Raw genomic sequence first — 19,522 nt, 5'->3', positions numbered from 1 at the left:
GGGAACCCTCGGAAAGGACACCCCCGCCATGGCGGACCCCAGCCCCGTCCGGGGCCCCGTCGTCGAGGCCGACGGGATCAGCAAGCGCTTCGGCGCCACCATCGCCCTCAGCGACGCCCGCATCTCGGTCGCACCAGGCGAGTCGCACGCCCTGGTCGGCCGCAACGGCGCGGGCAAGTCCACGCTCGTCTCGATCCTCACCGGCCTGCAGAACCCCGACACCGGCACCCTGCACTTCAACGGCGAGCCGGCCCCGGCCCCCGGTGACACCGACGCCTGGCGGTCCAAGGTCGCCTGCGTCTACCAGCGCTCCACCATCATCCCCGCGCTGACCGTCGCCGAGAACCTCTTCCTGGACCGGCAGAGCACGGGTGTGCTGCGCCCGATCAGCTGGAAGCAGTTGCGGAGCCGGGCCAGTGAACTGCTGGCCGAGTACGGAGTCGACGTCGACCCGGGCGCCCGCGCCGAGGATCTCACCGTCGAGCAGCGCCAGTTCGTCGAGATCGCCCGCGCGCTCTCCTTCGGGGCCCGCTTCATCATCCTGGACGAGCCCACCGCCAAGCTCGACGCGCGCGGCATCGAGAGGCTCTTCGACAAGCTGCGCTCGCTCCAGCAGCAGGGTGTCGCTTTCCTCTTCATCTCCCACCACCTGCAGGAGGTCTACGACCTCTGCACCACCGTCACGGTCTACCGCGACGCCCGGCACATCGTCACCGCGCCGGTCTCCGAGCTCGACCAGCGGGCCCTGGTGGAGGCGATGACCGGCGAACGCGCCCGGGGCTCCGAGCCCGCGTGGTCGGTGACCGGCCGGACGCTCCGTGACAGCGCCCCGCTTCTGGACGTCTCCGGGCTCAGTCTGGACGGCGCGTACCAGGACTTCTCCCTGACCGCGCGTCCGGGCGAAGTCGTGGGCCTGGCCGGGGCGGCTGCCAGCGGCAACGTCCAGCTCGGTGAGACCCTTGCCGGCCTGCACCGCCCCCGGGCCGGCACGGTCACCGTCGCGGGCCGGCCGGTACGCACGGGCCGGGTTCCGGCCGCTCTCGCAGCGGGGATCGGCTTCGTCCCCGAGGACCGCCACATCCAGGGCCTGGTTCCACAGCGCAGCGTCGCCGAGAACGCCACCTTGACCGTCACCGACCAGCTCGGTCCGTTCGGCACGGTAATGCCCTCGCGGACCCGTGCCTTCGCCGAGCGGATGATCAGCGGACTCGACATCAAGACGCCCGGCCCCTCGACCCCGGTGTCCGCCCTGTCCGGCGGAAACCAGCAGAAGGTCGTCATCGCCCGCGCGCTCGCCACCGAGCCGCACGTCCTGGTCGCCATCCGGCCCACCAACGGCGTCGACATCAAGTCCAAGGAGTCCCTGCTCGGCACCGTGCGTGAAGTCGCCGATGCCGGCAAGAGCGCCCTGATCGTGTCCGACGAACTCGACGACCTGCGAGTCTGCGACCGCGTCCTGGCCATGTTCCACGGCCGCGTCGTCGCCGAGTTCGCCCACGGCTGGAGCGACGAACAACTGGTCGCAGCCATGGAGGGCATGGCCGGCCCGACCACCACGAAGGAAGACAATGACCCCCACCACTGAGGTCCGCGCGAACCCGGCCACCGCCGTCCCCGCGCCCGCCCGGCGCCGCATCGACCTGGCCCGCTACCGCGACCTGTCGCTCGTCCCGGTCCTGCTCGTCCTGGGAATCATCGGCTTCGCGGTCTCCCCCGCCTTCCTCACCTCCGACAACCTGCTCGGCGTCGGCCAGCAGGCCACCGAACTGAGCCTGCTCGTCCTGGCCGAGGCCCTGATCCTGATCGCCGGCCGGATGGACCTCTCCCTGGAGTCCACCATCGGCGTCGCCCCGGTCATCGCCGTCTGGCTGGTCCTGCCCGACCACGGCGCCCGGTTCAACGGCCTCGGCCTCTTCCCCTCCTGGACCGCCATCCCGCTGTGCCTCGCGGTCGGCGCGCTGATCGGCGCGATCAACGGATTCCTGATCCTCAAGCTGCGCCTCAACGGCTTCATCGTCACCCTCGGCGCGCTCACCCTGCTACGCGGCCTCCAAGTAGCCATCTCGCAGGGCCAGTCGATCGTCAACCTGCCCGGCTCCTTCACCTACCTCGGCAGCACCAGCTGGCTCGGCGTCCCCGCCGCGATCTGGATCTGTGCCCTGCTCTTCCTGGCCGGCGGCAGCGCGCTCGCCTGGCTGCGGCACGGCCGCGCCCTGTACGCGATCGGCGGCAACGCCGAGGCCGCCCGGGCGGCCGGCATCCGGGTCGACCGGATCACCTGGGCCGTGCTGATCCTCGGCAGCCTGCTCGCCGCCTTCGCCGGAATCCTCTACGCCGGCCACTACGGCTCCATCTCCGCCGACCAGGGCAACGGCTGGATCTTCCAGGTCTTCGCCGCCACCGTCATTGGCGGCGTCAGCCTCAACGGCGGCCGCGGCACCCTCTTCGGCGCCCTCACCGGCGTGCTGACCCTCCAGCTGGTGGTCAACGTGATGACCCTCGCGGGCGTTCCGCCGCTGTGGAACCAGTTCCTCAACGGCGCGATCATCATCGTCGCCCTGATCATCTCCCGCTTCGCCTCCGGCGAGAAGCAGGAGTAGCGGGTCCGACCACCCGGGCCGCCGGAGCGGCGCCACCAGTCGGTCGGGTACTGCTCGCGCCGCTTCGGCCTCCTGTTCTCTCACCGCCAGGACAGCCCCTTCACGGGCCCATAACGTTCCGTACCAGAGGGGACCCAGACATGTCGGTCACCGATCAGGCCATCGAGCGGATCAAGGAGATGATCCTCTCCGGCGCTCTCCAGCCCGGTGTCCGGCTGCGCAACGAGGCCGACCTGGCCGACCAGCTCGGGCTGTCCCGCAGCTCCCTGCGCGAGGCCGTCCGCGCACTCACCGCGATGCGGATTCTCGTTCCCAGGCAGGGCGACGGCACCTACGTCTCCGGCCTCGAACCCCACCTCCTCCTGGAATCGCTCGCCTTCGCCGCCGACGTGTCCCAAGGCCGCACAGCCGGCCAACTCCTCCAGGTACGACGGCTGCTGGAACCCCAGGCCACCGCGCTCGCGGCCTACCGGATCACCGAGCCACGTCTGGCCGAGTTGCGCGCCATCCTCGACCAGAGCGCCCGGGACATCAGCATCGAGGAGTTCGTCGAGCTGGACATCGCGTTCCACCGGACCATCGTCGACGCCGTGGGAAACCCGGTCCTGTCCACCCTTCTCGGCATCCTCTCCACCCATACCCAGCGGCTGCGCATCGTCCGCGGCATCCGGCACGCGCCCGCCCGCGAACAGGCTCACCGAGACCACGAGACCATCTGGCGGGCCCTCGCCGCCGGTGACGCTCTCCTCGCCGCCAGCGCCAGCACCGTGCACGTGGCCGCCGTCGAGGACTGGTTGGCCACCGGAATCTCCGCCGACTTCCCCGGCCCCGACACAAGCACCTCGTAACACCCGATGGCTCGGATCTCCAGTCCTGTGTTGCCCGGCGCGCAGCACCACCCACAGACCAGGTCGGCCGCAGCCCCCGGAGGCCGACCTGAACACCCCTCACGGGACCCCCACCACAGAAGGGCCGCAACATGCGAAGTGCACTGGCAGCCAGGGCAATTGTCGCCCTGGTGCTCGGCACGTCGGCGATCGCGTGGTCGCCGACGGCCGCAACGGCGGCGACCACGACGACCGCCTGGTCCAACGGAGCGTTCGCCGTCGACACCCCCGACCTCGTCCGCGAGGCCGACATCGTCCTGGGCAGCCCGAACACCGCGGCAACCCAGTCGATGCCGCTCGGCAACGGCACCCTGGGCGCCGCGGTCTGGGCCGCGAACGGCTTCACCGCCCAGCTGAACCGCGCCGACACCCTGCCCGGCCGCAAGTCCCCCGGCTGGCTGCAGATCCCCGGCCTGTCGCGGATCACCGGCGCCACCGACTTCACCGCCACCGTCGACCCCTACGACGGCGTGCTGCGCGAGTCCGGCGGCGGCATGAGCGCGACCGTCTACGTCCGCGCCGACAAGGACGAGCTGGTCGTGGATGTGACCGGCGCCGACCCCAACACCGCCCAGAGCGCCACCGTGAACCTGTGGTCCGGGCGCACACCCACCGCCGCGGCATCCGGCAGCGTCGCCACGCTCTCCGAGACCTGGGTCGACAACAACGCGACCACCGGCTCCGGCCAGACCTTCGGCTCGCTCGCCGCGCTCACCGCCGGCGGGCGCAACGTCACCGCCACGGTCACCGACGCGCAGACCGTCAAGGTCAACCTCACCCCGAACGCCGACGGCAGCTTCCGGATCCTGCTCGGCAGCCCGACCTGGGCCGGCGGCAACGCCGCCTCGACCGCAGCCGCCCTACTGGGCACCGACGCCTCGGCGGCCAGCAGCACGCTGCAGGCCCCACACCTGTCCTGGTGGCACACCTACTGGGCCAACCTCGGCCTGGTGAAGCTCTCCTCGGCCGACGGCACCGCCCAGTACATGGAGAAGCTCCGGACCCTCTACTACTTCACCACCGCCGAGGAGTCCCGCGGTTCGCTCCCCGGGTCCCAGGCCGGCGTCGCCGACCTGTTCAACTTCTCCCAGGACAACCAGAACTGGTACCCGGCGGGCTACTGGATCTGGAACCTGCGCGGCCAGATCGCCGCCAACATCGGCGCCGGCGCGACCGCCCTGAACTCCGGTTTCTACAACCTCTACACCTCGAACCTGGCCAACATCCAGGCCTGGACCAAGACGTACATGGGCAACCTGCCCGGCATCTGCGTGCCGGAGACCATGCGCTTCAACGGCAACGGCTTCCAGAACGACAGCAACCCGTTCGGTGACGCCTCCTGCGACCAGGCACTGAGCACCTGGAACGGCCGGACCGTCTCCTCCGGCGCCGAGGTCGGCCTGTGGGTCTGGCAGCAGTACCTCACCACCAACGACCGGGCCTTCCTGACCACGAACTACCCGCTGATGCAGCAGGCCGCCGAGTTCCTGCTCGCCTACACCACCGTCGGAGCAGACGGCAAGCGGCATGCGGTGGCCAACGTCCACGAGAACCAGTGGAACGTCCAGGACCCGGTCAACATGATCGACGCGATGAAGGCCCTCTTCCCAGCCACCATCTCCGCCGCCCAGACCCTGAACACCGACGCCTCGCTCGTCTCCCAGCTGCAGGCCGCGATTCCGCAGATCCCCGACTACCCGCGCACCGACGCCGCCACCCACCAGCAGAACCTCACCGCCTCCGCCGACGCCTCCGGCACCGACGTGCTCGGCCAGTCCTCCCAGCCCACCGCCCCCGTCAACAACAGCGAGAACGACGACCTCGACGCGGTGTGGCCCTACGGCCTGGTCGGCGACAACTCGCCGCTGCTGTCGCTGGCGCAGCGCACCTACACCAGCCGGGTCAACGTCCAGCAGAACGACTGGAGCTTCGACGCCGTCGACGCCGCCCACCTCGGTCTAGGCTCGCGGGTCGCCGCCGACCTGACCGCACTCACCCAGAAGTACCAGACCTACCCGACCGGCATGGCCAACCTGTGGGGCCAGTCCGGCGGCACCGAGCCCTACATCGAGCAGGCGGCGAACGTCGCGCTCGCCGTCAACGAGTCGCTGATCCAGGACTACGACGACCTGCTGCGGATCGCCCCCGCTCTGCCCCCGGGCTGGGACGCGGACGGCACCCAGTACATCCACGGCGGCAGCACCGTCTCCGTCCAGGTCCACGGCGGCGTCATCGGCACCGTCGGTATCCGCGCCGGCTCCACCGGAACCATCACCATGCGGAGCCCCTGGCCCGGCCAGAGTGTGTCCGTCGTCGACGGCACCGACAGGACGACCGTCGTGGTGAGCCCCACCACCGCCGGCCAGTTCTCGATCCGGGCCACCGCCGGCAGGTCCTACCTCGTCCAGCAGGTCGCGGCCCCGGTCTCCGGCATGACGTTCAGCCAGGTCACCGGCACCCCGGCCACGAAGGCCAGCCACCTCGGCAACGTCCAGATCGGCCTCGACCGCGCCCTCGGCACCGGGCAGATCACCGGCATCAACGGACTCTGCGCCGACAACTCGGGCGCAGGCACCGCCAACGGCAACCCGATCGTCGTCTGGGGATGCAGCACCGCCGGCGCCACGAACCAGCAGTGGACCGCCGGCGCCGACGGCACCCTGCGCGTCCAGGGCAAGTGCATGGACATCACGGGTGGCAGCTCCGTCTCTGGCACCAAGATCGAGCTGTGGGACTGCAACGGTGGCGGCAACCAGGTCTGGCAGGCCCAGGCCAACGGCACCCTGAAGAACCCGCAGTCCGGCAAATGCTTGGACGACGCCGGTGCCGGCCCGGCAGGCACCCAGCTGATCATCTGGGACTGCTCCACCGGCCCGTCCGCCAACCAGGTCTGGCACCTACCGTAACCCCTGGCTTGTAAGAGTCTGCACGGATAGGCGGGGTGGGGGGGTACCCGGGCAGCGAGGCGGGCACAGGTCTTCGTGATCATGGAGTTGCGACGCTCTGTGATCACTGGGGGGATCTGTGCCCGTACTTCCATCTCGGCTGACCGACCCGTTGTGGGACCAATTCGCGGCGCTGCTGCCCGAGCGCCCGACGGTCGATCCGTCCCACCCCCTGGGCTGCCACCGGCCCCGCATCAGCGACCGGATCGTATTCGACAAGCTGCTGCAGCTACTGCGGTTCGGGTGCTCCTACCAGGCGATCACCGACACGACCTGCTCGGCGACCACCATCCGCAACCGCCGCGACGAGTGGATCCGGCTCGGCCTCTTCGCCCGGCTCAAGCAGATCGCGCTGAAGTCCTACGACCGGATCGTCGGGCTCGTGCTCGACCAGATCGCCGTCGACGGTTCCATCACCAAGGCCCCCGGCGGCGGCGAGGTCGCCGGGCGCTCACCGGTCGACCGCGGAAACAGAGTCTGAAACGCTCGGGCATGACGGATGGTTATGGAATCCCGCTCGGCAGGGTCCTGGTTGGAGCGAACCGCCACGACCGCACCGAGCTCTACACCCGGGCCATCCAACCCGCCCTCTGGCTGCTGATCTTCGGTGAGACCTTCACCCGCCCGAAGGCGATACCGACCGGGGGCATCCCCTACCTCGACTGCCTGGCGCCCGGGATCATCGCCCGGTCCGCGATGTTCATCGCGATCTTCTACGGCATCCAGATCATCCGGGAGCGGGACTCCGGCGTGCTCACCAAACTGCTGGTCACCCCGACGCCGCGCGCCGCACTGATCACCGGCAAGTCCTTCGCCTCCGGAGTCAAGGCGGTGATCCAGGCCGTCATGGTGGTGCTGATCGCCGCACTGCTCGGCGTCGCGATGACCTGGAACCCGGTGCGGCTGCTGGGAGTCGCGGTGATGGTGCTGCTCGGCTCGACCTTCTTCTCCTGCCTGTCAATGACCATCGCGGGCATCGTGCGCACCCGCGACCGCCTGATGGGCATCGGCCAGGCGATCACCATGCCGCTGTTCTTCGGCTCCAACGCCCTCTACCCGCTGCACCTGATGCCGGGCTGGCTGCAGGCAATCAGCAAGGTCAACCCGCTCAGCTACCAAGTCGACGCACTGCGCGGCCTGTTGATCGGCGCCCCGGCCCATCTGCCCTTGGACTTCGGCGTGTTGGCCGCGTCCACCGCCGTGGGCATCGCGGCGGCCTCGGCGCTGCTGGGGCGGCTGGCCCGATGACGTAGCGCCAGCGCCTTGACCGAGCACGCTCGCCCCCGGAAGGAGCGGGGGGAAGGTGTCCGGCAGCCGGGCGCCTTCCCGCTCCGGCGGCGCGAACGCCCCGGTGCCACCGGGTCTCCTTCACGACGACGGAGTGGTCGGGAAGCAGGGCGCTGCGGGCGCCGCTCCACGCGATGGTGACGGTGAACCAGCTCCTGGCCGCCTACGCCCGCCATGACCGCGTCGACGCCGTCACAACCTCCGGCATCACGGTGGATCCGGGCCTACCGGACACCTTCACTTCAGCGCCCGAAGCCGCCTGGTGAGACCGGCGGGCGGCGCGACCCGCTCCGGACGCGGGCTCACCCGTACGCGCGTACGTGTCGGCGGGGCATCGGTGGCCGGGCGTGGTGGGGTGATGCGGGCGGCGGGAACCGGGCCGGGATCGCCGGCTCGCCGCCCGAGACGGGGAGCGTTCATGTACGGCGTACTCAGATCCGTTACCGTGGCGGCCGGTACCGCCTGTGCGCTGCTCGGTCCAGCGATGGCCCCGGCCGACTCCGGGGGCGCGGCGGCAGCCGCCCCGCATCCCGTGCGGGCGGCCGAGGACGTACGAGGCGAGGGAGACGGCACGCTCGTCACCCGCCTGCACACACCCCCTACCGGCACGTCGATCGCCTCGCCCGCGCACGACACCCTCTTCGCCTGCAAAGGCGGGACCCTCACCCGGCCCGACCGCCCGTGGATCGACGCGCACGGTGTGATCGACGTGCTCAAGCGCCCGTTCGTATCGGGGACCATGCACTGGCACCGGCAGCTGGAGGTGTCGACGACCGCGACCGGGAGGCGCTTCAAGGGCAACGGGCTCCCGGACCACCCCACCGGGCGCTTCCCCGTCCGGAAGGGCACCCCCGCCTACGAGTACTACGCGGAGATTCCCGCGCACGGGTACCCCAACGCCGCCGCGATCCCCATCGAGCCGTGGAACCTCGACGTCACCGTTCCGCGCGATCCGTCCGTCCAGGCGCAGCCCACCTGCATCGACCAGCTGACGACCGGGATGGCCCTGGCGGGTGGCACCTTCCACCTGGAGGTGGCCACCGACGCGGAGGACCGACCGGTCGACCCCAACGCGGCCCTGCCACTGGACCGCTGCTGGGGCCATCCGTACGACACGCAGTACCACTACCACGGCCCCTCGCAGACCTGCTTCGGCAGCAAGCCTTCGAAGGGATCCGCGAACACCCGTTCCCGGCACTCACCGCTCGTGGGATACGCCATCGACGGTTTCGGGATCTTCGGGCCGCGCGGCGAGGACGGAAAGATCGTCAAGAACAGGGATCTGGACGTCTGCCACGGTCACACACACGCGATCATGTGGGACGGCAAGAAGGTCGTCATGTACCACTACCACCTCAACGGAGAGTACCCGTACTCCATCGGATGTTTCCGGGGGAAGCCGGTGACGGTGCCCGGCTCCGGGCACGGCTGGCACTAGGGGGTGCGGTGCTGGTCACAGCCATTCATTGACGGCTGTGACCAGCACCGTCACGTCGAAGCGGACGGCGAGCTCGTCGTATCCCGTGGCGACCGCGCGGTGGCGTTTGAGACGCTTGACGCCGCACTCCACGGCGTGGCGCTCGCGGTAGCCGGCCCTGTCGAACTTCGGTGGCCGGCCCCCGTGGGAGCCGCGCGAGGCACCACGGTCGGCCGGAAGCCGTCGGCGGTCACCGGGCACTCGCCGCCGGGCGGACCACGAGCTCGTTGACGTCGACCTGCCGGGGCTGGGTGACGGCGTAGAGGATGGCCTCCGCGACGGCGGAGGCGGGCAGTGCCACTGCGCGGTACGCCCTCATGGCCTCCCTGGCGGTGGGATCAGAGATGCCCTCGGCGAGTTCGGACTCGGTCACGCCGGGAGACACGAGGGTGACCCGGATGTCTCCGGCGGACTCCTGACGCAGCCCTTCGGAGATCGCGCGGACGGCGAACTTGGTGGCGCAGTAGACGGCAGCGGTGGGAGAGACCTCGTACGCGCCGACGGACGCGACGTTCACGAAGTGCCCTCCGCCCTGGGCCCGCATCACGGGCAGCGCAGCGGCGATGCCGTGCAGAACCCCCCGCACGTTCACGTCGATCATGCGGTCCCACTCGTCCGTCCTCAGCGCCTCCAGCGGCGAGAGCGGCATCACTCCGGCGTTGTTGACCACCACGTCCACCCTGCCGTAGCACTCACGGGCGGCGGCCACGAAGGCCTGGACGTCCGCGGCGTCCGTGACGTCCAGCCGCCGGAACGCCGCGGTGCCGCCTGCGGCGGTGAGTTCACCGGCGAGCGCCTCCAGACGATCGGTGCGCCGTGCCCCGAGGAACAGCCGGTGGCCCTCGGCGGCGAGCCGGCGGGCAGTGGCCTCGCCGATCCCGCTGCTCGCCCCGGTGATGAGTACGACCTTGGCCGCCTGCGTCATGTCTGCTTCTCCTCTCGGTGGAGCACGAGGTCCTCGTGGTGGAGGACTCCGTCTCGGATGTCGCCCGTGGCGGTGAACCCGGAGTCGTCGACGTAGTCGATGTGACTGCCGGTCACCGTGTAGCGGCCCGTGTAGGCGCTGCGGCGGTGGCCTCGGGCCTCGTCGTACCGGCCGTCCGCCCGTAGTTCCTGGCGGATGTGACCGTCCGCCGTCACCCACATGCCGACCACGTCGGCACGGCCCTCCTCGATGCTGCCCGTCAAGGACGGACTCCCTTCGTCGATGGACGCGGATCCGTTCCGCCCGACCGAGTCTGGGCGGGACGGGGGCGACCGGCCAGGACGTGCCCTGCCTGGGTGCGGTGCACCCAGGCAGGGCACTGCCCGCGCGGCCTAGGGTGGCGGCGTGAACGACAACCACCTGGGAGAGTTCCTGCGTGCACGCCGGGCGGCCCTGCGGCCGGAGGACGCCGGCGTGGCGAGCCACGGGGTGCGCAGGGTCGCCGGACTGCGCCGGGAGGAGGTCGCCGTCCTGGCCGGGGTGAACGCGGACTACTACACCCGCCTGGAACAGGGGCGAGAACGCCACCCGTCGGCCCAGGTTCTCGACGCGCTCGGCCGCGCCCTGCGGCTGGACCCGAACGAGCACGCGCACCTGCACCAGCTGGCGGGGACGGTGCCGAGCACCCGGTCCGCCCACACCACGGACCGGGTCAGCCCCGCCCTGCGCCAGCTGTTGGACGGCTACCCGGCCGCCCCGGCGTTCGTCATCAACCGGGCCCTGGACGTCCTGGCGGCCAACGCCCTGGCCGAGGCCCTGCACTCGCCCTTCGAGCGGGTGGACAACCTCGCCCGGATGGCCTTCCTCGACGCGGCGGGCCGGCAGTTCTACGAACGGTGGGGCCACACGGCCCAGGCCGTCGTGGGCCACCTGCGGCAGGCGGCCGGGCTCGACCCGGACAGCCCCCGGCTGCGGGAAATCGTCCGCACCCTCACCGGACGCAGCACGGACTTCACCCGTCTGTGGAACGCCCACGCCGTGCGCGGCAAGACCCAGGAGGCCAAGCACCTCCTCCACCCGGACGTCGGCCCGCTGACCCTCACCTACCAGGCCTTCGACGTACGCGACGCTCCCGGCCAGCAACTGGTCGTCTACCAGGCGGAACCCGGCAGTTCCAGCGCGCAGGCCCTCAGCCTGCTCGGGTCCCTCCACGCCACCTCGAACCGGGCCACCGGGTAGCAGGCGACCGGGGGTTGACTGCGGCGGGAGGCTCTTCTCCCCCATGGGGTCGGCGGCCGCCGGACGGCGCCGCCGACGGGGCGCCTGGCCGAAGGTGTCGGCATGCCCGGGGCTCTGCCCGCCCCAGCGGGCCACCCAACCTGGCCGCTACCCGAACGGGCCGGCCGAGGCCGTTCTCACCGGCCGCTGGCCTGCGCCGCCACCCGGTGCCCGCTGCTCAACCGATCAGTTCGATCGGTTGCCGAACGTGGGTTCCCCGGTCGGCTGGTCTTCCAGTGGCGGGATGGCGGTCGTTGAGGACATCACGCGGCCGCAGCATGTCGAAGCCCGCGAGATGCGGAGCCCCGAGGGGAGCGAAGCGGATGTCGGGGTGGGCGTCCAGGTCGACGGCTTGTGCCACCTCCCGGGAGGGGAAGCCGAACACGTCGACGCCGTCCAGGACCACCGGCGCGGAGGCCGGTCCCTCCAGGGTGGTGCCCCGGAGTCGTTCAAGCCTGATGCCGAAGAGCCCGAGCTCGTCCTCCTGGTCTTCGTAACGGGAGAGAGCGTCCCCCATGACCCGCAGGTTCAGTCCCTGGTAGCACGCGGTGAAGCACCAGCCGATGCCGCAGACCCAGGATCCCGACCGGACGTCCGCCACGGTGGAGACCACCCACGCGGCCTCGGTCTCGGACATTCCGTAGCGGAGGACGCCCGCGCGGTGCGGTAGCGCGAGGCCGACTCCGGGAAGAACTTCGAACATGGCTGCCATGCTCGGCCCGGCGCGGCCGAAGCCGCAAGGGGATTGACGTGACGCGAGAGGCCGTTGCCCAGCACAGATGCCGCTCTGGTGGCAGGGCCGTGACCTGCAGCGACCCGAGGTGCTGTGCGCGGACGCATCCGTGCGGGCCGCAGTGACCGATTGGCCGGCGGCTGATCATCTGACCACCGAGGTCGCTTGTGCGGCCGGCTCCTGGGTGGACGCTGCGTGGAGGCCCACACCGCCCAGCCGGTCCGGCCTCCTCCCGCAACTCCGGCACCGAACCCGCCCGGTACTCAGAGGCCCGTGGTGTCCAGGGTGAGGTCGAACGGTTCCGGCAGCCGGATCGGCGTACCAAAGGGGTACGGGCCGTCGACAACGCGCGGCGAAGGTGGCGCGCAGTTGGGGGAGGTCGTGGCAGCGGCCGCCGAGCAGGGCGAGGTAGTCCTCCACGGGCCAGGTCGCCAGGGTGGCGGTGCGGGTGAGATAGCGGCCGACGGTGGTGGTCGAGGGCGGCGACGGCGACGGGTGGAGGTCGTCCTACCGCAGCCCCCTTCCCGCCCCGGCGCCGAGCCCTGCCGCAACCCGAACGGTCCGCTCCGGGCCGCTTCAGCCGGCCGCTGACTTGCACCGGCGTCCGAAACTCACCAGGGCGAACCGGGGCGGGGCAGAGCGGTTGTGCGAGCGGCGCCGGCGGGCGCTCGGCCCCCTACCGTGCGGTCTCCCGTAGGAAGTCCACCAGCAGCCCCGCCACCTCCTGCGGCCGCTCCAGGCTCGGCAGGTGGCCGGCCCAGGGCAGTTCGACGTAGCGGGCGTTCGGGAGGAGGGATGGCAGGGCGGCCGCGATCTCGCGGAAGTCCGGCAGGTCGTGCGTACCGGCGACGGCCAGGGTGGGGGCCGTGATCCGGGCGAGGTCGACCTCCTCCCGGTCCGGCCCGAACTTCGCCTCCGCCTGCACCTCGAAGGCGTGCCGCTGCATCCGCCGGACGCTCTCGCGGGCCTCCTCGCCCGCCTCCGGCCCCAGCCAGGTCTCGACGTTCAGCTCGACGGCTCCCGTCACGTCCCCGGCCTCGAGCAACTCGTCTTCGCGCGCCCCGAAGGCACGCAGCGTCTCGCTCGGCTCGTGCCCGGGCATACCCGTCCCCAGCAGGGCCAGCGCGTTGATCGCGTCCGGGCGCAGCGCGGCCACGGTCAGGGCGACCCGCCCGCCGTGCGAGGCGCCGACCAACGCCGCGGACACGATGCCCAGGTGGTCGAGCAGGGCCAGGACGTCGCCGGCGTCGCTGTACGGGCCGTCCGCCAGCGGCGAGTCGCCGAAGCCCCGGAAGTCGCACCGCAGCACCCGGTACCCCGCGTCGACCAGCCGCTGCCACTGTGCGTCCCACATCCGCCGGTCGCACACCGCGGAGTGCAGCAGCACCACGGCGGGCCCGCTGCCAGATACGTCATGAGAGATGATCATCCGCTGGATGCTAGCGACACCACCGACGATCCCCAACCGGTTTACATTCGACGTTCTCGTCGTCCGTGAACACGTCTCCCACCTCAAGCCCGCGCCCGAGGCCTACCTCCTGGCCACCACGAGACCGGCAGTCCCCCCGGCCAGTGCGTGGCGTTCGAAAACACCACCGAAGGCCTCGAAGCCGCCCGCGCCGCCAGCATCCCCGTGATCGACGTCCGCGACAGCACCTGGACCGTGCAGAGACCCTGACTCCCCCGCCGGACTGCCGGCGCCCCTGCAACGGCCCAGGCGATGCCGGCCCCGCCCTGGGTGGCCGGAACAGCGGGGCGCCGCACGAACGCCAGTCAGCGGGCCACGTGCAGAGCGGCCGGCAGCACGGCCTGCTGCTCGGTCGGCTTCCCGTCGGTACGGGCCTTCTCCTGCTTACGCAGCCTGACGCCGTAGCGGAACGCCGGATCGTCCGCGGCGCCGGTGCGGGTGGCTGGTCCGGCCGGGGCGCCGCCGGCCGCTCAGCGGGCGAGCAAGCACCGGCGCGGCCGGCCCACGGCCGCAGCCCGGCACCGGCCTCGCGAAGCAGGGCTGCGAGGTCGTCCGGAGCCGGCAAAAGTGGGGAGGCCCGCCTCCTCATCGGAGGACGACGGGCTCACCGGTCAGCGCGACACCCGCCCGGCGCAGCTCGCCGATCGCTGCGTCGGTGGTGTCGGCTGCGACACCGGCGGTGTAGTCGAGCAGGACCCGCACGGTGAAGCCCGCCCGCGCACCATCCAGCGCGGTGGCCTTCACACAGTGGTCGGTGGCGATACCGACGACGTCGAGGGCGCCGACGTCGCGGGCGCGCAGCCAGTCGGCCAGCAGGGTGCCGTCCTGCGCCGAGCCCTCGAAACCGCTCTTGGAGGCGGAGTGCGCCCCCTTGAAGAAGACCTCGTCAACCGCTCCGGAGGCGACGGCGGGCGCGAAGTCGGGGTGGAACTCGCCTCCCTCGCCTCCGGCGAGGCAGTGGACGGGGAAGGAGTCCCGGAAGTCCGGGTGGTCGGAGAAGTGAGCACCCGGGTCGATGTGGTGGTCGCGGGTGGCGACGATGCACGCGTATCGCCCGTCGGCGTGCCGGATCAGGTCGGCGATGGCGCGGGCCCGCCCGGCGCCGCCCTTCACCGGGACGTTGCCGCCCTCGCAGAAGTCCTTCTGCACATCGACGACGATCAGTGCACGGCGCACGGCGAAACCCTTTCCGTCGGAAGGTCGTACCCGCATGTTCGCTCCTCCGGCGGCAGGACGGCACGGCACGCGCCGGGCATTGACCCGACCGGGCGAATCGGCTGGGAGAAAGCAGGTTTCGGCGAAGCCCAAGGTGTCGCGGGCGGGCGTGGGAGCGACGTCGGCGGGCTATTCCACAGCTGCCGGTGGTCCTGGTCGGCACCGGTGCGGCAGGGGAACGCAGGTGGATGGCACACTTCTCCCCGCACAGCGATGATCATTCTGAAGGAGTTCCCTCATGTCCCGAAGAGCGGGCTTGGCCACGGCGGCAGCTGCGGGGTGCGTACTGCTCGCGTCCGGTTGCGGTGACGGGACCACATCGGTCAACGCGCGGCCCACTCCTGCCGTGTCCTCAACCCCGTCCTCAACGGGCTCGCCGTCCTCGACGTCCTCTGCCGAGGCCCTGACCTCGGCGGTTCAGTCCCCGCATCCGAACCAGACGGAGCTGCTGGCGGCGCTGCCGACCCTACCCTCCGAAGGCAAGCCGTGGGTCGGATCGACCGGCCCGGTGGGCCTCCTGACATTCGACCAGTACATCGACATGCTGCCGCCGGCCACGCAGCAGATCGCGCGCCCCAAGGAGACCCGTAGGGGTCTGCAGTTCGCGGCGCGCCGGAACTGGGCGCAGCCCGACGGCGTCCTCGTGGATGTCCGTCTCGTCAGGTACGCCGCACCGAGCGGCGCCCGGAGCTATTTCCTCGCCGAGCAGAGCGTCCACCTGGCCACGTCTGCCACTGACACCTTCACCGTGCCGGGTGTTCCCGACAGCAGCGGTCTGGCCATTCCGAAGCTCGACAAGGCCGGCAATGCCAGCGTGATGGTCCAGATCGTGGCCGGAGACACGGTGGTCCTCGTCTTCGAAGCCTCGCCGGCCACCCCCGACCGGGACAACGCCACCGCCGTCGCGAAGCAGGCGTACCGCTCGGTGTGCGCGGTGCAGGACTGTTCCCCGCTCCCCGCGGGTACGGCCTGACGGGTCGACCGGCGTTGCCCGTGCCGGTTGCGGCACGCGCCGCGACCAGGCCGTGGAGCCGGAGGCCGCCGTCACAGCAAGGGACCGGGCACCTGTCGGCTGCTTCGACGTGAATGCGACCAGCGGCCGGAAACTCCTCGTGATTCCGGCGTAGGACGAACTCGGCCGCGCCACGCGGGAATCCGGTGCCGGCCGCCGGGAGAGAAACGTCTCACGTTCTGCTCACAGGCCGGGTGCCTGGAAGCCGTTCAGGTACCAGAAGGGGGCGACGTACCAGATCAGGGCAATCAAAGTGACGAGGGTGCCGCCGGCCAGGGGAAGTGCCCAGCCGGGCCAGCGGCGGTGCCTGACCACGATGACCTTGGCGACGAAGGCCCCGTAGAGGAAGCAGCCGGCGAGCGAATGCAGCGCCACGCGGGTGTCGGTCAGTTGGACGCCGTAGGCGGTGATGCAGTGCCGGGCGATGGGCAGGGAGAGGAGGAAGGCGGCCAGACCGATGAGGCGGTGCACGGTGTGGACCCGGTGCGGTGCGGCCCGCAGTGCGGGCAGGCGGCCGTACATCCACAGGGCGAGCAGGAGCTGAACCAGTGCCAGGCCCAGGAGTGCGGATCCCAGTTGGGCTTTCAGCAGTCTCGCGTCGTTGCCGCGGTTCCCGAAGAGGCTGGTCCCGTAGTTGGGGGTGTGTGCCCGGCCGTACCAGAAGAGGCCGACCACCACCGCCACGGGCAGGAGGAGCCACAGGACGTCGTGGAGCCGTTGGTGGTCGGCGGGGTGAGCGAGGCCCTCGGTGTGATCAGCCGCGCCAGCTCTCGATTTTGCCACTGCGGCTTCGGATGCCTGCCAGACTGCGACGATCAGCAGGGCGAGCGCCTCGGCGATGAGGCTGAACACGGCCTGCGGGGCGGGTTGCAGGCCGTGCTCGGAGAACCCGAACAGTCCGACGGTGCGGGATGCGGCGAACCCGGCGAGCGCGCCGATGGCGATCGCGGCGGCGGCGATTCGCAGGAGCAGGGGTGCCCCCAGCAGAAGGAGCGCGGCCACCGCGAAGGCGGTGCTGGCCTGCAGCAGGAACAGCGAGCCGATGATGTGGACGAAACGGTATCCGTCGATGTAGAGCTGGGCGTGGATGTATCCGCTTGCCGCGAGCGCGGCGGCGAGCACCAGGCGCAGTGCGAGGGCGGGCAGGCTCCGGGTGTTCATACGAGTTTCTCGTCCTTGACGGCCAGTGCGTGGTTGCCCTGCCAGTAGTTGACGGTGCGGATGCCGAGTGCGTCCTTGAGGCGTCCGGCGGGCAGCACCACTGGAAGTGGGGCGGGGCCCTCGCCGGGTTTGGGGAACGGGTAGCAGGTGGGGCGGGCCGAGTGGAAGGTGATGTTGCCCTCGGTCTTGCTGAACAGCTGGTGGACGTGCCCGTTGAGACAGGTGACCGAGGAGAAGCGGCGGAACATCGACAGCAGCTGCACCGCGTCGTCGGTGCCCCAGCCCCACGCCGGATACATCGCGAACAACGGGATGTGACTGAAGATGACGATGGGGGTGTCCGACGACAGGCCGGCGATGTCCTTGCGCACGAAGTCGATCTGATCGTTGCCCAGGTGGCCGAGTTGCTCCAGGTGCAGCGTGTTGACCAGCGCGATGAAGTGCACGCCATGGGTGTCGAAGCTGTACCAGCCGTCGCCGAGGGTGTTCTTGCCGAAGGTCTGCCGGTAAGCGCGTGGTCCGTTGTCTCCGATCGAGTCGTGCTCGCCCGGCACGGTGAAGACCCGGTCCGTGTCCAGCTGCGACAGCATCTGCTTGACCTGGTCGAACTGGGCGGGGGTGGAGAGGTGCGTCAGGTCACCGCTGTGCATGACGAAATCGGGCCGGAACCCGAGGGAGTTGACCTGGTTGATCGCTGTGCCGAACGTCCCGGTGACGTCCATGTTGGCCGGACCCTGGAAGCCGATGTGGCTGTCGGAGACCTGCACGAAATGCAGGTCCGCGCTGCTTGCCGGGGCCGAGTTCACCGAACCGGGGATATGACTGATCACCTCTCCCGCGGTGACGGTCAGGACCACGGCACCACCGAACCAGGCGGAGTGCCGCATGAGCTGCCGGCGGGTCATGCCGTGCTCGCCACCACCGTCGGAGTCGGGTGTGGGCTCGGTCATGGGGTCACCTCCACGGTGGCGGTCATGAACGGGTGGATGGTGCAGTAGTAGGGGTAGGTGCCGGGCGCGGTGAACGTGTAGCTGTAGGTGTTGCCGGTGGCCAGGGCTGCCGACTGCAGTGGCCCGCCCGATCCCTGCTTGCTGGTGACGGTGTGAGCGTCGGGGTCGGTGTTGGTCCAGGTCACCGTCGTGCCCGCCTTGACCGTCACGGTGGCCGGGGAGAACGCAAAGTTCTTGATCGTCACCGCGTTGGCGGCCGCCGGAGCGGACGGCTGGCCGCTGGTGTACGGGGTCGACGGCGCGGTTGCCGGTGGGCTGGCGATGACCGTACCGCTCGTTCCGGAGGCACCGGGAAATCCCGGCAGGGTCTGGCCGGGCCCCGGACTCAGCGCGCCGGCGGGTTTGGGGGGCGACGATCCGCCGCACGCGCTGAGCAGTCCCAGTGCTCCGGCAACGGCAACGGCGACAGCGGCCAGGCACGTCGTACGCGACCACCGGACCGGCGAAGAGGAGTTCGAATTCATGCCCACCGTTCCTTCTGCACGTCCCCGGCCGCACGGGCGGGTCTGATCCAAAACCAATCCGGGACCGGCCTTATCAGGCAGATAGACGGCCGCGTTGCACCCCGCCGGGGGATGCTGGAAGGGGTGCGACCCAGTGGGCTACTCTATGTGAGCGGACAACACATTCCGTGTAGCGAAACGAATTCCACAGACTGATGTCTTCCATGTGGCCGCCACCACCAGCAACGACACCGTGATCACCTGTTGAGTCGTGGACCATCCGGCTTTGTGCGTGGGTGAGTTGTGAGAGCAGCTGTCGCTGAGCGGCGCGAGCGCCCGGTGCCACGCGAGAGTGATGTCGGCCGGCTTTGGTTCTGACTCAGCTTCTGGATGCCGTTGGTGCTCCTGTTTCTGATGCCCGCGAGCAGACTCACCGGTCCTCCACCGGCTGGAGCGCCACGGTGGAGTGAGCCTGCGCTCCTGAGCGGTGCTGACCGACGAACCGCCTCCGGCCCGGTCCGGCAGTCATCGCAGTCGACGAAGCGGGACACGCTCGGCTGCCGTCCTCGAACAGCTGGTCGCCGCCGTCACCGCACGGGCAGGTCCACTACGCGTACCAGGACACCGTGGCGGCTGCTGGGTGGTGGTCGCTCGTCTCCCCCGGGTCGTGGCTGTCCCGGACCGGGCGGGCGGGAGGACGTCTCGTTCGGTCGCGGGGTCAGCCGACGACGGTCTCGGCGGCCTGTCCACGAGGCGCGTCCAGGAGCGCGATCTGCTGCTCGGTCGGCTTCCCGTCGGCCCCGGCCTCGTCCTGCCTGCACAGCCACCTGCCGGGCCGGAACGGTGGGTCCGTCTCGCCGCCGGTGCGGTTCGCGGGGCCGGTGAGAGTTCCGTCGGCGGCGAGGTGGGCGAGCAGGCGCCGGTGGGAGCGGTTCCAGTCCGGCTCCGGACGCCCCGGCTCGTCCAGCTCGCCGGCCTTGGCGGGTCCGCCCCGGCCCCGCCGGGGGGGGGCCCCCGGGGGGGGGGAGTCCAACTTTTTTTTTTTTTAGTAAAACGAGGGGTAGATGTTGGGGGAAAACAC

The 19,522-nt window shown here is 70.6% G+C and carries 18 protein-coding genes and 2 pseudogenes; 10 read left to right on the top strand and 10 right to left on the bottom strand.

From position 1 onward, the window contains the following. Nucleotides 1-28: 28 nt before the first annotated feature. The 8 genes and pseudogenes from ACFC1R_RS33035 (at nucleotide 29) to ACFC1R_RS33000 (ending at nucleotide 9,157) form a co-directional block, all read left to right on the top strand. Nucleotides 29-1,585, top strand: a complete 1,557-nt coding sequence (locus ACFC1R_RS33035) for a sugar ABC transporter ATP-binding protein (RefSeq protein WP_375945007.1) — start codon at nucleotides 29-31, stop codon at nucleotides 1,583-1,585. Then, complete coding sequence (locus ACFC1R_RS33030; RefSeq protein WP_375945005.1) at nucleotides 1,569-2,600, top strand: ABC transporter permease; 1,032 nt, start codon at nucleotides 1,569-1,571, stop codon at nucleotides 2,598-2,600. Before ACFC1R_RS33035 ends, ACFC1R_RS33030 begins: the two co-directional genes overlap by 17 nt. Nucleotides 2,601-2,740: 140 nt before the next feature. After that, nucleotides 2,741-3,448 (top strand): FadR/GntR family transcriptional regulator, encoded by a 708-nt coding sequence (locus tag ACFC1R_RS33025; protein ID WP_375945003.1) that lies wholly within the window; start codon nucleotides 2,741-2,743, stop codon nucleotides 3,446-3,448. Nucleotides 3,449-3,579: 131 nt separating this feature from the next. Continuing rightward, a complete protein-coding gene (locus ACFC1R_RS33020; RefSeq protein ID WP_375945001.1) occupies nucleotides 3,580-6,393 on the top strand; it encodes a ricin-type beta-trefoil lectin domain protein in 2,814 nt (937 codons plus the stop codon). Between the two features lie 118 nt (nucleotides 6,394-6,511). Continuing rightward, nucleotides 6,512-6,984, top strand: a pseudogene (locus ACFC1R_RS33015) (transposase); the annotation flags it as partial. After that, nucleotides 6,976-7,680: pseudogene (locus tag ACFC1R_RS33010) on the top strand (ABC transporter permease); the annotation flags it as partial. The pseudogenes ACFC1R_RS33015 and ACFC1R_RS33010, both read left to right, overlap by 9 nt. A gap of 173 nt (nucleotides 7,681-7,853) precedes the next feature. Next, nucleotides 7,854-7,985 carry a hypothetical protein gene (locus tag ACFC1R_RS33005; protein WP_375944999.1) on the top strand — a complete coding sequence of 44 codons (132 nt, stop codon included), beginning with the start codon at nucleotides 7,854-7,856 and terminating at the stop codon, nucleotides 7,983-7,985. A gap of 152 nt (nucleotides 7,986-8,137) precedes the next feature. Further along, nucleotides 8,138-9,157 carry a YHYH protein gene (locus ACFC1R_RS33000; RefSeq protein WP_375944997.1) on the top strand — a complete coding sequence of 340 codons (1,020 nt, stop codon included), beginning with the start codon at nucleotides 8,138-8,140 and terminating at the stop codon, nucleotides 9,155-9,157. Between the two features lie 15 nt (nucleotides 9,158-9,172). Here the strand turns inward: ACFC1R_RS33000 and ACFC1R_RS32995 are convergent, their stop codons facing one another. Genes ACFC1R_RS32995 through ACFC1R_RS32985 form a run of 3 tightly spaced genes read right to left on the bottom strand, consistent with a single transcriptional unit; the run spans nucleotide 9,173 to nucleotide 10,342 of the window. After that, complete coding sequence (locus tag ACFC1R_RS32995) at nucleotides 9,173-9,397, bottom strand: hypothetical protein (RefSeq protein WP_375944995.1); 225 nt, start codon at nucleotides 9,395-9,397, stop codon at nucleotides 9,173-9,175. After that, a complete protein-coding gene (locus tag ACFC1R_RS32990; RefSeq protein WP_375944993.1) occupies nucleotides 9,387-10,121 on the bottom strand; it encodes an SDR family oxidoreductase in 735 nt (244 codons plus the stop codon). The genes ACFC1R_RS32995 and ACFC1R_RS32990 overlap by 11 nt, the downstream gene beginning before the upstream one ends. Next, nucleotides 10,118-10,342 (bottom strand): Atu4866 domain-containing protein, encoded by a 225-nt coding sequence (locus ACFC1R_RS32985; RefSeq protein ID WP_375945040.1) that lies wholly within the window; start codon nucleotides 10,340-10,342, stop codon nucleotides 10,118-10,120. Before ACFC1R_RS32985 ends, ACFC1R_RS32990 begins: the two co-directional genes overlap by 4 nt. A gap of 184 nt (nucleotides 10,343-10,526) precedes the next feature. On the opposite strand from ACFC1R_RS32985, the gene ACFC1R_RS32980 reads away from it, so the two are divergent. Next, nucleotides 10,527-11,360 carry a helix-turn-helix transcriptional regulator gene (locus tag ACFC1R_RS32980; protein ID WP_375944991.1) on the top strand — a complete coding sequence of 278 codons (834 nt, stop codon included), beginning with the start codon at nucleotides 10,527-10,529 and terminating at the stop codon, nucleotides 11,358-11,360. 217 nt (nucleotides 11,361-11,577) lie between these two features. On the opposite strand, the gene ACFC1R_RS32975 is transcribed toward ACFC1R_RS32980, so the two are convergent. The 3 genes from ACFC1R_RS32975 to ACFC1R_RS32965 all read right to left on the bottom strand — a co-directional run bounded on the left by ACFC1R_RS32975 (nucleotide 11,578) and on the right by ACFC1R_RS32965 (nucleotide 14,776). Further along, on the bottom strand, nucleotides 11,578-12,102 hold the full coding sequence (locus ACFC1R_RS32975) for a hypothetical protein (protein WP_375944989.1): 525 nt from the start codon (nucleotides 12,100-12,102) through the stop codon (nucleotides 11,578-11,580). A 706-nt stretch (nucleotides 12,103-12,808) separates the two neighbouring features. Continuing rightward, nucleotides 12,809-13,561 carry an alpha/beta fold hydrolase gene (locus ACFC1R_RS32970; protein WP_375944987.1) on the bottom strand — a complete coding sequence of 251 codons (753 nt, stop codon included), beginning with the start codon at nucleotides 13,559-13,561 and terminating at the stop codon, nucleotides 12,809-12,811. A gap of 624 nt (nucleotides 13,562-14,185) precedes the next feature. Beyond that, nucleotides 14,186-14,776: an isochorismatase family protein gene (locus ACFC1R_RS32965; protein WP_375945039.1), complete on the bottom strand. Its 591-nt coding sequence runs from the start codon at nucleotides 14,774-14,776 to the stop codon at nucleotides 14,186-14,188. Between the two features lie 277 nt (nucleotides 14,777-15,053). Here ACFC1R_RS32965 and ACFC1R_RS32960 point away from each other — a divergent pair, with 277 nt between their 5' ends. Further along, on the top strand, nucleotides 15,054-15,788 hold the full coding sequence (locus tag ACFC1R_RS32960) for a hypothetical protein (RefSeq protein ID WP_375944985.1): 735 nt from the start codon (nucleotides 15,054-15,056) through the stop codon (nucleotides 15,786-15,788). 222 nt (nucleotides 15,789-16,010) lie between these two features. On the opposite strand, the gene ACFC1R_RS32955 is transcribed toward ACFC1R_RS32960, so the two are convergent. The 4 genes from ACFC1R_RS32955 to ACFC1R_RS32940 form a co-directional block, all read right to left on the bottom strand. Beyond that, complete coding sequence (locus ACFC1R_RS32955) at nucleotides 16,011-16,988, bottom strand: DUF6529 family protein (RefSeq protein ID WP_375944983.1); 978 nt, start codon at nucleotides 16,986-16,988, stop codon at nucleotides 16,011-16,013. After that, nucleotides 16,985-17,938 (bottom strand): metallophosphoesterase family protein, encoded by a 954-nt coding sequence (locus ACFC1R_RS32950; protein WP_375944981.1) that lies wholly within the window; start codon nucleotides 17,936-17,938, stop codon nucleotides 16,985-16,987. The genes ACFC1R_RS32955 and ACFC1R_RS32950 overlap by 4 nt, the downstream gene beginning before the upstream one ends. Then, complete coding sequence (locus ACFC1R_RS32945) at nucleotides 17,935-18,462, bottom strand: plastocyanin/azurin family copper-binding protein (RefSeq protein ID WP_375944979.1); 528 nt, start codon at nucleotides 18,460-18,462, stop codon at nucleotides 17,935-17,937. The genes ACFC1R_RS32950 and ACFC1R_RS32945 overlap by 4 nt, the downstream gene beginning before the upstream one ends. Nucleotides 18,463-19,159: 697 nt before the next feature. After that, nucleotides 19,160-19,474 carry a helicase associated domain-containing protein gene (locus tag ACFC1R_RS32940; protein WP_375944977.1) on the bottom strand — a complete coding sequence of 105 codons (315 nt, stop codon included), beginning with the start codon at nucleotides 19,472-19,474 and terminating at the stop codon, nucleotides 19,160-19,162. Nucleotides 19,475-19,522 lie beyond the last annotated feature (48 nt).

The sequence above is a fragment of the Kitasatospora sp. NPDC056138 genome (assembly GCF_042264695.1).
Taxonomy (GTDB): domain Bacteria; phylum Actinomycetota; class Actinomycetes; order Streptomycetales; family Streptomycetaceae; genus Kitasatospora.
This window is presented reverse-complemented; position numbering and strand designations above follow the sequence as displayed.